Origin of the sequence: Bifidobacterium aemilianum (assembly GCF_003315635.1) — a bacterium.
In the GTDB taxonomy this organism is placed as follows: Bacteria; Actinomycetota; Actinomycetes; order Actinomycetales; family Bifidobacteriaceae; genus Bifidobacterium; species Bifidobacterium aemilianum.
On sequence record NZ_PDCG01000012.1, the window covers coordinates 1 to 13,663 of the forward strand.

The following is a 13,663-nucleotide window of genomic DNA, read 5'->3' on the forward strand; positions in this document are numbered from 1 at the left end:
GGTGTCCGCCCTCGGCCTGCCGTGGCGTGCTGGTGCTGGTGTGTTCAGTTTCCTCTAGGGGGGGGGGGGGGGGATATTTGCTCCATTGGGTGCGGCGATGCCCAAGGTGAGCAAACCCGCGACAATGACACGCACAACAGTATTCAACATGATGTTTTCTGTTCCTCTTGATTGCTTCTCTACTGCAACTGCAGACGGTTCGCGGGCCGGAAGATGCGGGGGCGCGGGATGCGTGGAGAGGCGCCATGCCGGTGCCCCTGCCTGCGGTCCCGGACCGTCACCGCCTGAATCCCCCATGGTTTCAGGCATGGTCCAACCCATAAGTCCAACTACCGAACAATATAACAACAAAACCTGAGAACAACCTTTGAATCAGTCAAGTTCGGGTCGGGGTATCCAAGGAATGGGTGATGATGCTGTCATACCAGCAGTAGGTGAGACATGGGCGGTGACCCTGCTGTGTGTGGCCTACTCCAGCTTGCCCCGCCGCCAGAGGTCGGCCCCGTGGATGAAGGTCTTGGCGGTGACGTCCAGGTTGGCGGCTCGGTGCATGATCCGGGCGGCACGGGTCTGGTCGCTCAGGTCCTTGCCGTCGTGGTCGACCGCAGAAGTCGAGTGTTCGGCATGCGGGGCCGTTGACTCGCTGCCCTGTTTCGCCCTGCCTTCATGGGCCACACGCTTGGCCTCCATGCGCAGGCCATAGGCGATTACCTCGGTGAAGGCGCCGGCTCGGTCCAGGGCCACGGCGAAGTCTCCGGTGAAGGCGCCGGACAGAATCGAATCAGCGGTGCGGGATATGTCCTCGGCGCCGGGGGTCTGGTCTATGCCGGCTATAGCCGAGGCAGTCGAGGCCTCCGGTTCGCCCAGTCTCCACAAAGCGGCGATGGCGTCTTGGTCCCGCTGCATCCATGTGCGCAGCAGGTAGAGCCGCCAGAGCACACCGGGAAGCGAATCAGGGTCGGCGTCGCTCCACAGTTGGGCGATGATGTCAACGCCTTCCACGTCCACCAGCTTCAACACCCGTTGAACCACGGTCGGGTCCTGGGAGGCATGGACCTGGTTGAGCAGGGCCGCCGCCGAGGCGTGGCTCATCTCGCTGACGGCTTGCGGGTCAAGGCCCCCGGCCAGGTTGTCAGCCAGCTGCTGGTCCAACTGTCCGGGCCTCGAAGGCCTCGAGGAACCCAGTCTGGTAGGGGCGAAGACGGTCCTGCTGGCATAGATGGAACCCTGGCCGGTGCTGAACTTGGAGGGGCTGTCGGCCGAGCCATCGGCTGTTCCAGCGCTGTCGTGTGAGGACATGGGATTAGAAGACAATGGGACCAACCTTCTGAATATCGATGATGCGTGGACCTTCAGCCCCCATGATAATAAAGATGGCCAGGGCGTTCCCTGTGGGCATATAGGGCGAGGAGGCGTGGAGGCGTTTGGCCAGGGACTTGCTGGAGCAGATCTTGCGCAATTCCTGGAATACCCCGCCGATGACTGGCCGGTGCATGCAGATGGCTGTGGTGCGGCCGGGTGTGCTGCTGGGGTCCAGCAGCCCGTCGATCTCGCGCAGCAGGCAATCCCAGGACCTTTTGGCATTGGCGGCGAAGGTGTCCTCGGTCAGGTCCTCTGCCTCAACGACCGGCTCCTTGGCCATCCATGAATACGGCGCGATCGTCTGCATGCAGCGGGTCCATGGGGAGCTGACCAGCCTGGTCGGCTGATAGCAGGCAATCTCGCGGCTGAGGGCGTAAGAGTACGCGGCCCCCTTGGGAGTCAACGGTCTGGCCCCCTCCTGGCCCTCCCAGACCTTGCGCCCCAGGGCCTTGCCGTGGCGGACCATGAGGAGGCAGGCGCTCTCCAGGGCCCCCTCCTGCACCCGGTCCACAAAGGAATCCAGTATGTCGCGGTCCAGGGAATGGGACAGTTTGCGGCGGGCGTCTGCCACCGAGAGCCACAGGACCTGGTCGACCTCATCCTTGCCTGCCTGACTGATGGGTCCGAAAGCCACCGCGGACCGGTCGGCATCGGCAGGGTCCAGCACCCGTGCCATCCAGTAGATCACATGCTTGCTGGTGCCGGAAGTCCCGGCCTCAGCCTGGTCGGTCTTGACGGCCTTGCCCTTCTTGCTCCCCCGGCTCTTCTTGCCCTCACGGTCCATGGGGTAGTCGACCTCGCCGATGACCGGCCCCAGGGCCAGGCACAGCCCCGTCTCCTCTCCCATCTCCCGAACCGCAGCATGACGATGGGATTCGTTGGCCTCCAGCTTGCCCTTGGGCCAGCTCCAGTCGTCATATCTCGGCCGGTGGACCATGCAGACCTGCAGGTTGTCCAAGGCGGCCGAAGGGTCGGAACCGGCTGGCATGCGGCCAGAGTCGGAGAACTTCATCCAGCCAGGAAAGTCGGGCCGGAGGCGGTAGGGTATGCCCCCCGCCGCCTCGACCACGTGGGACGCGTTCGCTGACATGGGTCAGCCCCGCTGGTGACTTTTGATAAGCGCTTCCTGGCTGTCTTCCAAGGGTTGGCCCTGGTCGTCGCGTGAGTGGCGGATGTAGTTGCCGTCGGCCTGCATATGCCAGGAGACCGTAGTGTCGGCCATCTGCAGGTCAACGTAATCAATGAGCTCCTGAATCTGCTCCGGCGAGCTGATGCGCACCAGGGCCTCCACGCGGCGGTCCAGATTCCGGTGCATCAGGTCCGCGGAGCCGATCCAGACCTCGGGCCCGGAGCTGGGGCCCTCGCCGATCTGCGGCCCCTCTGAGTTGGCGAAGGCGTAGATGCGGCTGTGCTCCAGGAAGCGGCCCAGGATCGAACGGACCCGAATGGTCTCGCTCAGCCCTGGAACACCGGGCTTCAGGGTGCATATGCCCCGCTGGACGATGTCGATCTTGACCCCGGCTTGGCTGGCCCGGTAGAGGGCATCGACGGTCTTCTCGTCCACAATCGCGTTGACCTTGATCTTGATCCAGGCCTCCTTGCCGGCCCGGGCGGCGTTCTCCTCCCGATGAATCCGTTCCAGCAGGCCGGTGCGCACAGTGCGGGGCGCCACCAGCAGCCGGTGGAAGCTGGAGCGTGGGGCGTAGCCGGAGAGTTGGTTGAAGAGCCGGGTCAGGTCCTGGCCCACCACTGGGTCGCAGGTCAGCAGACCCAGGTCCGTGTATGAGCGGGCGGTCTTGGGGTTGTAGTTGCCGGTGCCCACATGGCAGTAGCGGCGCAGGCCGTCGCCCTCCTGGCGGACCACCAGGGAGAGTTTGCAATGGGTCTTGAGGCCAACGATACCGTAGACCACATGGACCCCGGCCCGTTCCAGCTTGCGGGCCCAGGCGATGTTGGCGTCCTCGTCGAAGCGGGCCTTGATCTCGACCACGGCCATGACCTGCTTGCCGGCATGGGCGGCGTCGATCAGGGCATCGATGATGGGGGAGTCGCTGGAGGTCCGGTAGAGGGTCTGCTTGATGGCCAGCACCCTCGGATCTGCGGCCGCCTGCGCCAGGAAGGCTTGGACGGAGGTGGAGAAGGAGTCGTAGGGGTGGTGGAGCAGAATGTCATGCTCGCGCATGGCCCTGAAGATGTCCGATGCCCTGCTGGATTCCACGGTGGCGATCTGCCGGTTGGTTGTGGGGATGAAGGGCTTGTATTTCAGGTCAGGCCGGTCCAGATGCTGGAGCTCGAAGAGCACCCGCATGTCAAGGGGCGCTGGCAGCCGGTAGACCTCCTCGTCGCTCACCCGCAGCTGGTTGGCCAGGAGTTGGGAGAGGAAGGGACTGGCGGTGTCTGAAATCTCCAGGCGGATGGGCGGTCCGAAGCGGCGGCGCAGGAGCTCCTTCTCCATGGCGTTCAGGAGGTTCTCGGCATCGTCCTCCTCCACGTCGATGTCCTCGTTGCGGGTCACGCGGAAGGACTTGGCCTCCTTGATGATCATGCCGGGGAAGAGTGATTCCAGGTGGGCGATGATGAGATTCTCCATGGAGATGAAGCCGTAGCGCTCTTCGGTCACCTCCTCCTCGGTCAGGTCATCGACCGGCACCAGGCGGTTGAGGTTGTCGGGAATCTTGACCCGGGCGAAGTGGGACTTGCCGGAGGAGGGGTTCTCCACGATGACGGCCAGGTTGAGCGAGCCGCCGGAAATGTAAGGGAAGGGGTGGGCCGGGTCGACCGCCAGGGGCGTGAGCACCGGGAAGACCTGCTGGCGGTAGTAGCGAGAGAGCCGCTCCTGCTCGCTGTGGCTGAGCTCGTTCCACCCGAGCAGCACAATATGCTCCTGGGCCAGGGCCGGCAGGATGTGCTCCTTGACCTCCTGGGCATGTTCCGCCTGGAGCTTGTGGGCTTGCTCGCCGATGGCCTTGAGCAGCTGACGGGGGCTCAGCCCGGTGACGCTGGTGACGGCGATGCCCGAGTCGATGCGCCGTTTGAGGCCGGCCACGCGGACCATGAAGAACTCCTCCAGATTGGAGGCGAAGATGGCCGCAAAATTGGCTCGCTCAAGCAGGGGCTGGTCCGGGTCCTCGGCCAGCTCCAGCACTCGCCGGTTGAACTTGAGCCAGCTGAGCTCGCGCTCGAAGAAGCGGTCGTCGGGCAAGGGCTCCTCGCCGGCCAGGGCCTGCCTGTTGTCGTGCTTGTCCGTCTCGGCTATATGCTCGGCGATCTCGCTGCGGAGCAATGCCTTGGAAGGTGCGTCAAAATTTTGTGCCATGACCTTACTTTATGCGGTGGCGGCCCATATGTTCCATGGCGTGGCGAGCAAAATCACGCAATTTTCTCATGCCCCATCCCGCAAGCCGCTCGCCACGCGGCCCCCTTGGTCGCTTTCTGCGCCTCACGCAGGCGACACGCCGACAACACCCTTCGACCAGCAAGCCACACCAGCGCACACATCTGTCCCCTTGCCTCCGTTCCTATCTTCCCTTGTCCTCGTCTCGTCCTCGCATCCTTTCGTCCCCGTGTCCCCTTGCGTCGTTCGCCCGCCGCTACCGGACCATCTTCCCCACCCTAAATGTAATAAAAGACGCGCTTCGGCAACATTCCTGCGTCGTTTGCCACATTTAGGGGCGGGGTGCGGTGGGAAAGTCGGACACCTTATCTGAGGGGTTTGGTGGTGCCCTGTGGTGAATTCGGATGTGGTTCGTGATGGTGCGGCCCGGATTGCGGTCAGGGTGAATTTGGTGTCTCAGCCAAGTAGTGGTATGTTTTCTAATACATAGGAATAAGTAAGGAAAGGAAACTAAATAAATAGGAAGGTATCTTGGAGATGGATTTCCAAGACCTGACTACTTGACTTACTTACCACATGGAGAGTTCGGCGCCAATCGAAGTTGATGGGGTGCCAGGCGGACCGTTACGGAGCAGTGACGTGACAGCCAGCCAAGTAGGAAGGCACTGCGGTATCGGAATGGACCGGTACGATGATTCTTAAGGGGTTCATCATGAGGAACAGGAAATGGGCTGCGGGCATCGCATTGACCACGGCCGCGTTGATGGCTTTGAGCGGCTGCTCCATGGGCGGCGGCAAGTCCTCTGGGGAAGCCACTGGCGACACTAACGGCAAGGGCAAGACCATCACGGTCTGGGCCATGAAGGGGGACTACCAGGACGAGACCCTGGCCACCATCAACAAGGCCTTCGAGAAGAAGACCGGCGCCAAGGTCAAGCTGCAGATCCAGCAGTGGGACGGCATCGGCACCAAGGTGACCACCGCCCTCTCCACCGACGCCACCCCTGACATCATTGATATGGGCAACACCCAGGTGGCTGGTTATGCGGCTTCCGGCGGCCTTATGGATCTGACCAGTGAGAAGGGCGAACTGGCCGACGGCAAGACCTGGATCAAGGGCCTGGAAGACCCGGCTACCGTGGACGGCAAGCTGTACGGGGTCCCCGCCTTCGCCGCAGCCCGCGCCGTGATCTACAACAAGCAGATCTGGAAGGATGCCGGTGTCAGCGAGGAGCCCAAGAACTGGGACGAGTTCACCGCAGACCTGGACAAGGTTAGGGAGGCCAACGCCTCCAACCCCGATTTCGTCCCCTTCTACATGCCTGGCCAGTACTGGTACTCGGCCCTTCAGTTCATTTGGGACGCCGGCGGCGACGTAGCCAAGGAAGAGGGCGGCAACTGGAAGGGCAGCGTGTCCAGCGAGAAGTCCGTCAAGGGCATGGAGGAGTGGAAGGACTTCGAGAACAAGTACTCCTCGGAGGCCTCCCGTTCCGTTGACACCGAGACCCCCAGCATGGATGACATGCTGGCCGACGGCAAGACCGGCGCCATTCTGAGCAACTCCGCCACCATCGGCACCGTCAAGAAGACCAATCCCAGCCTGACCGATGACTCCCTGGGAACCTTCGCCATGCCTGGCAAGTCCGGCAAGAACCAGGTCTCCATGGTCGCCGGCTCCGATTGGGCCGTCGCCCAGAAGAGCAAGAACCAGAAGCTGGCCATCGAGTGGCTGAAGATCGCCGCCTCCGACGAGATCCAGCAGACCTGGGTCTTCGAGCATGATGGCTGGCTGCCCAACTCCGTGCAGGGGCTGGACAAGGCCATGAAGTCCGACAAGTTCCCGCAGGTCCAGAAGGGTTTCTTCGAGGCCGCCAAGAACTCCAAGACCACCCCCGCTTCCCCCAACTGGGCTGACATCGAGGCCGACAAGTCCGTCAACGACTTCACCAAGACCGTCGCCACCGGGTCCTCCTCCATCAAGGACGCCGCCCAGCAGTTCGACGCCCACATGGACGAGGTCTTCGCCAAGAAGAACTAAGCAATGCAGTGAACCCAGCCGGGAGCCAGGCCCGCCGTCAAGGCAGTGGCGACGGGCCGATTCCGGAACGGTTCGCAGGAAGCCCAGAAAGTGCCCGGATGGCCGGGCACATCGTCAAGGAGGCCGATTTGACAGAGTATTCCGGCGCAGTCTCAGCGCCCACAGCAACTGAGCGAGGCATTGGGCGGGACCCGAAACACGGTGTCTCCAGCCCCGGCGGGAAGTCACCCAAGAAGATGAAAAGCAACGGACGGATGGCCGGCATTCTGCTGACTCCCACCGGCATCATTCTGGCGGCCTTGGTCATTGTGCCGATCATCTTCCTGGTCTTCACCTCCTTCACCAACTTCAACCGCAGGTCCCTGATGACCGGCGAGTTCGACATGCGGGGCCTGAGCCAGTACCAGGCCGTGCTGACCGACCCGACCTTCTGGGCCGCCCTCCTGCGCACCTTCCTCTTCACGGCCGCCCTGGTGGTCGGCTCCATGCTGATCGGCATGGGTGTGGCGCAGATGATGACCAAGCTGGGGACGGTCATGCGCTACATCGTCACCTTCGTGCTGATCTTCGCCTGGGCCATGCCCAACGTGGCATCATCCTTCGTGTGGGTCTGGCTCTTCCAGCCCAAGTACGGCGTCATCAACTGGCTGCTGACCAAGCTGCACATATTCGGCGACGTGACCAACCTGGCTTGGGCCGACAACACCACCCTGGCCTTCCTCTCCATCTGGCTGCTGGTGGTGTGGCAGGCGGTGCCCTACATCGCCATCACCCTCTACGCGGCCACCATGCAGCTGGACCCCTCCAGCCTTGAGGCCGCCCAGCTGGACGGTGCCGGCCCCATCCGTACCTACTGGCAGATCGTTGTGCCGCTGATCTCCCCCAGCATCCTGGTCATCGGCATGCTGTCGGTCATCTGGGACTTCAACGTCTTCAACCAGATCTGGTTGGTCTCGGCAGGCGGGCCGGGTGGTTCGACCTCCACCATCGGCGTCTTCACCTACAAGAAGGCCTTCATCAACTTCGACATCTCCCAGGGCGCGGCCATCTCGGTCATTACCGTGGCCATCCTCCTGGTCATCACCAGCTTCTACGTACGCAATCTTCTGAAATCAGGTGAGGATCTATGAGCACCAGCAGCAAGGCCCCCCAGGCGGTTTCCGCCCAGCCCAGGGCTGGTAAGGGCACCAAGGCCAACAGGAACTTCGACTGGCACCGGTTCGGCACCGGTGTGGTCGCCGTCATCTTCTGCATCATCTGGTTCTTCCCGGTCTACTGGATGACCATCACGGCCTTCAAGCCGCGCAAGGAGGTCATGACCAGCAACCCGGTATTCATACCCACCCACTGGTCCCTGGAGAACTTCCACACGGCCATCTTCAACACCAGCTTCTTCGTCAACCTGAAGAACTCGGTCATCATCACCTTCTTCGCGGTGGTGGTCTCCATCTTCTTCGCCTTCCTGGCCTGCGCGGCCCTGACCCTCTACCGCTTCAAGGGCCGGCGCGCCATCATGGTCATGATCCTGGCCATGCAGATGATCCCCGGAACGGCCATGCTGATTCCCCAGTTCATCGTGTTCAACCAGTTCGGCCTGCTCAACAAGTACATCGGCCTGATCCTGGCCTACATCGCCCTGGTGCTGCCCTTCTCCATCTGGAACATGCGAGGCTTCTTCCTCTCCATACCGGCCTCGATCTTCGAGTCGGCACGGGTGGAGGGCGCCTCCGAATGGCAGATCCTGCGGCGGATCACCTTCCCGCTGGTGGCTCCGGGTGTGGTCTCCACCTCGGTCTTCGCCTTCATCACGGCCTGGAACGACTACCTGACCGCCTACACCTTCATGAAGGACCAGGCCAAGTACACCCTGCCGGTCTGGCTGGCCTCCTTCACGACGCCGGCCGGTACCGACTTCGGCGGGCAGATGGCGGCCTCGGTGCTCTTCTCCCTTCCTGTGGTCATCTTCTTCATGATCATCCAGGGGAACATCGCCAAGGGCATCACCACCGGATCGGTCAAGTAGCCCAGTGGAGTATGACTGCGGGAATCCGATGGAGGCGGTCCTGTGACCTGGTGCGCTGGCGGCTGATGGCCGCTTCGTGGGGGAGCCGGCCATCAGCCATAAGATCATCACTGGGAACCGGCAGGCTGGCCAGGAGTTTGAGGCTGATTGGTCCGGCAAGACGAAGGCGGCCAGACACCGAATCGGCCTGGTGCCAGAATGGTAGTTGCAAGAGAAGTGGAGCACAAAGGGATGGAATCTTCAGTGGCCAGGGCCGGGGGCATCGGGCACCTTGGCCGGCGAGGTCCCCACAGCGCCCTACCCTCCGACATCAGAAAAAGCAATAGGGCGGCTGTTCTCAAGGCGCTCTACCCGGACCAATGGCGTTCGCGGGCCGATCTGGCGAAGATCACCGGACTCTCGAAGGTATCGGTATCTGATGTGGTGGGCGAGCTCATTGAGGCCGGACTTCTGGTTGAGGGCGGCTACAAGAGCTCGTCCAGGCCGGGCAAGCCCGCAGTGCTGGTCGGCATCAATGCCGGTGGCAGGGGGCTGGTGGCCGTTGACCTGTCGGAGGCCGGTAGGGTGAGCGCGATATTGGCCGATCTGACCGGGAAGATTCTGGAAAGCAGCCAGATAGATGTGTCGTCCGCCCAAAGGGGGCGGGGTCACGTTGGCGACCGTATGGTATCTGACTCGTCCTCGTCCTCGGACACGTCGTCTCTACCCCTGGAGCCCGTCATCAGGCTCTGCCGGACACTCATCGGCAAGTCTTCCGTACCCATGCTGGGCGTGGGGGTGGCCACTCCCGGTACGGTCTCGGACTCCGGTGAGGTCCTAGCGGCCCCCAATCTGGGCTGGACCAACTTGAAGCTGGCCGACGAGTTGCGCCAGGCCCTGGACCTGCCGGTCTTTGTATCCAACGATGCCGACAGCGCGGTCTTTGGCGAGCGCTGTTTCGGCGCGGGCCCGGCCAACATGATTCTGGTCCAGCTGGCCAGGGGCGTGGGTGCCGGCGTGCTGATTGACGACCACATCGTGCGCGGAACCTCCTGCGTGGCCGGTGAGATCGGCCATGTGGTCATTGACGAGAATGGCATGGCTTGCGCCTGCGGCAAGCGCGGTTGCCTGGAGACCATGACCTCCATCCCCTTCCTGCGGCAGCGTCTGGCCGATGCCGAGGGCCAGGCTGATCGTGACGATGTGCTGGCCCAGGCCGGTGAGGTGCTGGGGGCGGCCCTGTCCATGCCGGTGGCCATGACCAACATCACCGACATCGCCATCTCCGGGCCCGAGCCCATTGTGGGCAAGATGCTGCTGGAATCCGTCGAGAACACCATCAACGACCGGGTGCATTCCCGTTTCATTGATGCCGTGATCGTCCATGCCACCCGGCTGGGTACGAATGCGGCCCTGCTGGGTGGTGTGGCCTGCGTGCTTCGGCATGAGCTGGGTGTCCTATGACCGGCCCGACCATCGGTTCGACCGCCGGCCCGAATACTGGCTGTGCCAGGTCCGCCACCGGACCTGCCGGTCAAATCGCCCTGCTGGGCGGTCGCCTGGTCGACAGGGGAGGTTTGGGGCAAAGCCCATTGGTCATGGCAGTCAACACACTGATCCAACACACTGAGAGGTAGATTCATGGCAAGCGTGGCAACAGAGAAGGCCCAGGCCCAGACCAAGGACGAAGCCGAAGGGCGGGGCCTGGTACTCATTCCCGAACCGGTCCGTGTCGACCGGCAGGAGGGGACCCTGGTCCTGCCTGTCTGGGGTCGTGTCTCCTACCAGGGGCCTGACCTGTCTGATGGCCGCGTACTGGCCGAACAGTTGCTGGCGGACATAGCCGACAGGACAGCAGGGAGTTGGGACTGTTCCCAGGGGGACCGTTGGACATCATTCATTGATATGAATATTGATCCGAGCCTGGGCGAGCAGGCCTACCGGGTCGATATCAGTCAGGTGGCGGCCACGGGCCCTGGGGAGAGCCGGCCCACCCAGGCCCCCATCACCGTTGCCGGTGGCGACCTGGCCGGTCTGCGTTACGGGGTGCAGACCCTCCGTCAGATCATCAGGCAGGCCGCCCCTGCCCTGCCCCTGGTCCATATCGAAGACAAGCCGGTCTTCCCTATCCGCTCCTATTATCTGGACGTCACCCGTGGTCGGGTTCCCAGCATGGACTGGCTCAAGTCCTGGGCCGACAGGCTCTGCCTCTACAAATACAACCAGGTCCAGCTCTACATCGAGCACAGCTTCGCCTTTGATGGGCTCAGCGAGGCCTGGCGCGGCACCAGCCCTCTGACCCCCCGGGACATCCAGGAGTTCGACGACTACTGCCTGCGTCTTGGCCTGGAGCTGGTGCCCTCCGTCTCCACATTCGGCCACCACTACGTCAATCTGCGCACCCAGACCCTACGTGAGTTGGGCGAGTTCCCTGAGGACGCCGACCGCCCCTACAGCCTGGTCGAACGGCAGGAGCACCACACCCTCAACATCACCCTGAAGGAGTCCTTCGAATTCTCCAAGCGGCTTATCGATGCCTACGCCCCCCTCTTCCATTCCAGGAAGTTCAACATCGGGGCCGACGAGACCTTCGACCTGGGCAAGGGCCGCTCCAAGCAGGAGGCGGCCAGGGTCGGCGTGGCCTCCATGTACGCCGACTATGTGATGCGCCTGTGCGACTATCTCAGGGCCCAGGGCAGGGAGCCCATGTATTGGGGCGACATCGCCGTGGAGGTGCCAGGTGTCATCGACCTGCTGCCCAAGGGCGAGCCCCTGCTCAACTGGCTTTACGACCCCAAGGTCGATGACTCCAAGGTCAGGATGGTGGCCGACACCGGCCTGCCCCAGTATGTCTGCTCGGCCGTCCATGGATGGAACAGCCTCCTGCCCAACGTCAGGGGCGCCTGGTCCAACATCTCGCGGCTCAGCGCTTTCGGCCAACGGTACGGGGCCGTGGGCAACATGGTCACCGATTGGGGGGATTACGGGCATGTCAACGACCCGCGCATGGCCATACCGGGGCTGATCTACGGGGCACAGTACGGATGGAACCCCCAGGGGCCGGACTTCGAGGAGATGAACAGGCGGGTCTCCCGCTTGGAATACGGCGATGCCAGCGGCCGCTACATGGCAGTGCTGGTCCAGGCTTGCGAGAGCCAGCTGTTCACCTGGGCGGATCTGGTCCGTTACCGGGAGTTGGATGATGGGCATGGTGGCGTGAACCGAGACCTGAGTCTGGTCGTCAAGAGCGTGTTCCCTGACGGAAGCTGGGACGTGGACGCCCTGACCGATCTTGGGCAGGCCCGCAGACGCTACCTGGAGCTTATGGCCGACCGTCTGGCAGGCCTGACCGGGACCAACCGGGCGCTGGCCGATGCCAGGCTGGAACTGTCGCGGATCATCTCCCGGAGCCAGGGCCGGGCCTTCGATACCGCCCAGGCCCAACTCCTGGCCATTGAGGGGCAGGCCCTGTTCAACCGTCTTGGCTGGACCCTGGCCGCCTGGCAGGGGTTGGTGGGCAGGACCGTCGATGACAACATCGACCAGGCTGGGTTGGAAGCCGCCACGGATGGGCTGGCTGGTGAGCTGGAGGTCTGGCTGGAATCCTACCGGGCTGTCTGGCGGCAGGTCAGCAGGGAATCGGAACTACGTAGGGTCTCCGACGTGGTCTGGAGATATGCGGATATGCTGCGCGCCATGGCCAGGGCCAAGGGTGGGCGCCAGGCGGGCTGAGGGAGCGCCCAAGTGGCGCTAGGTCAGCGCTGGGGCCGGAAACAAGCGAATGAAGATGAGTGGGAGGAGGACGATGGCAGAGGAGAACATAGGGCAGCAGGGTAGCAGCCCGGGCCAGTGCCAGGTCATGAACCAGTCTCAAGGCAGGGGGCAGGCGACCATAGGCATAGATGTGGGCGGGACCAGCATCGGCGGTGTGCTGCTGGATGCCTCCGGGCAGCTGCTGTCGTCGGCGCAGATTCCCACGGTTCCAGGCAACTGCCAGGTGCTCGACGGCATCATCTCCCTGGTTGACTCCCTGATGGAGACCGCACCCGGCCTGAGCCTGCAGGCGGTGGGGGTCGGCATCCCTGGTCGTGTGGACCGCCGTACCGGTCTGGTGACGGACGCCGTCAATGTGGGGCTGGTCCACATGGAGCTGGGGGCCGCCATCGCCGGCCGACTGGCCTTGCCGGTGGCTGTGGAGAACGATGTGAACCTGGCGGCCCTGGGGGCCATCTGTAGCCAGAATTATCAAACGGGCATCGCGGCCTATATCAACTTCGGCACCGGCCTGGCCGCAGGGATCATCGAGGATGGGACGATCATGCACGGGGCTACCGGTGCCATAGGCGAGATTGGCCATATACCCCTGGACCCCCACCGGATTCCATGCAAATGCGGGCAGGAGGGGTGTCTGGAAACCGTGGCCTCGGGGTCTGCCGTGGCCCGGCTTTGGCCCGTTGAGGAGGGCTACCCGCTGCCCTCCCTGCTGGCGGCCGCCAAGGAGGGTGATTCGCAGGCCCGGGAGGCCCTGTCGGTGCTGGTCGGTGGAATATCCATGGCCATTGAATTGGTCTGCCTGACCTTTGATCCCCAGTTCGTCGTGCTGGGCGGGGGTATGACCCGGGTGGGCCAGCCCCTGCTTGATCTGGTCACGGCCCGGCTTGATGAGATGGCTGCCCACAGTCACTTCATCTCATCGCTGGCGCTGCCCTCACGGCTGCGGCTTGTGGGGGCCGACCAGCCCGTCGGGGCCATCGGGGCCGCGATCCTGGGCCAGCGGGTGGCTGAGGAGGCCGGTCGACTCTAGGCCGCATAGGTCTGGGCTGGGCAGGTCGGCGGCCCTGAGACCGGCGGGCTGAGGGCAGCTTGCGGATGGCTGGGCAGGTCGCTGGTGTTGCTGCTGCTGGGTGTGGACACGCCCGGAATGTGG

At 63.4% G+C, this 13,663-nt stretch carries 9 protein-coding genes; 6 read left to right on the forward strand and 3 right to left on the reverse strand.

All coding sequences use genetic code 11. The annotated features are described in order from the left end of the window. Positions 1-468 precede the first annotated feature (468 nt). The 3 genes from CRD60_RS07790 to CRD60_RS07800 form a co-directional block, all read right to left on the reverse strand. The gene (locus CRD60_RS07790) at positions 469-1,185 is read right to left on the reverse strand and encodes a hypothetical protein (protein WP_201737250.1); all 717 of its coding nucleotides are present in this window, start codon (positions 1,183-1,185) and stop codon (positions 469-471) included. Positions 1,186-1,303: 118 nt separating this feature from the next. After that, on the reverse strand, positions 1,304-2,452 hold the full coding sequence (locus tag CRD60_RS07795) for an NUDIX hydrolase (RefSeq protein ID WP_236630918.1): 1,149 nt from the start codon (positions 2,450-2,452) through the stop codon (positions 1,304-1,306). 3 nt (positions 2,453-2,455) lie between these two features. Continuing rightward, the gene (locus CRD60_RS07800; protein ID WP_113860713.1) at positions 2,456-4,678 is read right to left on the reverse strand and encodes an RNA degradosome polyphosphate kinase; all 2,223 of its coding nucleotides are present in this window, start codon (positions 4,676-4,678) and stop codon (positions 2,456-2,458) included. A 730-nt stretch (positions 4,679-5,408) separates the two neighbouring features. On the opposite strand from CRD60_RS07800, the gene CRD60_RS07805 reads away from it, so the two are divergent. From CRD60_RS07805 to CRD60_RS07830, 6 genes are all read left to right on the forward strand, one after another. Beyond that, positions 5,409-6,734 (forward strand): sugar ABC transporter substrate-binding protein, encoded by a 1,326-nt coding sequence (locus CRD60_RS07805; protein ID WP_113860732.1) that lies wholly within the window; start codon positions 5,409-5,411, stop codon positions 6,732-6,734. Positions 6,735-6,832: 98 nt separating this feature from the next. Then, positions 6,833-7,864: a carbohydrate ABC transporter permease gene (locus tag CRD60_RS07810; RefSeq protein ID WP_236630919.1), complete on the forward strand. Its 1,032-nt coding sequence runs from the start codon at positions 6,833-6,835 to the stop codon at positions 7,862-7,864. Beyond that, positions 7,861-8,757, forward strand: coding sequence for a carbohydrate ABC transporter permease (locus tag CRD60_RS07815; RefSeq protein WP_113860714.1), 897 nt, complete (start codon positions 7,861-7,863; stop codon positions 8,755-8,757). The genes CRD60_RS07810 and CRD60_RS07815 overlap by 4 nt, the downstream gene beginning before the upstream one ends. A gap of 231 nt (positions 8,758-8,988) precedes the next feature. Beyond that, positions 8,989-10,200: an ROK family transcriptional regulator gene (locus CRD60_RS07820; RefSeq protein ID WP_161522215.1), complete on the forward strand. Its 1,212-nt coding sequence runs from the start codon at positions 8,989-8,991 to the stop codon at positions 10,198-10,200. 177 nt (positions 10,201-10,377) lie between these two features. Continuing rightward, complete coding sequence (locus tag CRD60_RS07825) at positions 10,378-12,468, forward strand: beta-N-acetylhexosaminidase (protein WP_113860716.1); 2,091 nt, start codon at positions 10,378-10,380, stop codon at positions 12,466-12,468. 73 nt (positions 12,469-12,541) lie between these two features. Then, positions 12,542-13,540, forward strand: coding sequence for an ROK family protein (locus CRD60_RS07830; protein ID WP_161522216.1), 999 nt, complete (start codon positions 12,542-12,544; stop codon positions 13,538-13,540). The last annotated feature ends 123 nt before the right edge of the window (positions 13,541-13,663 follow it).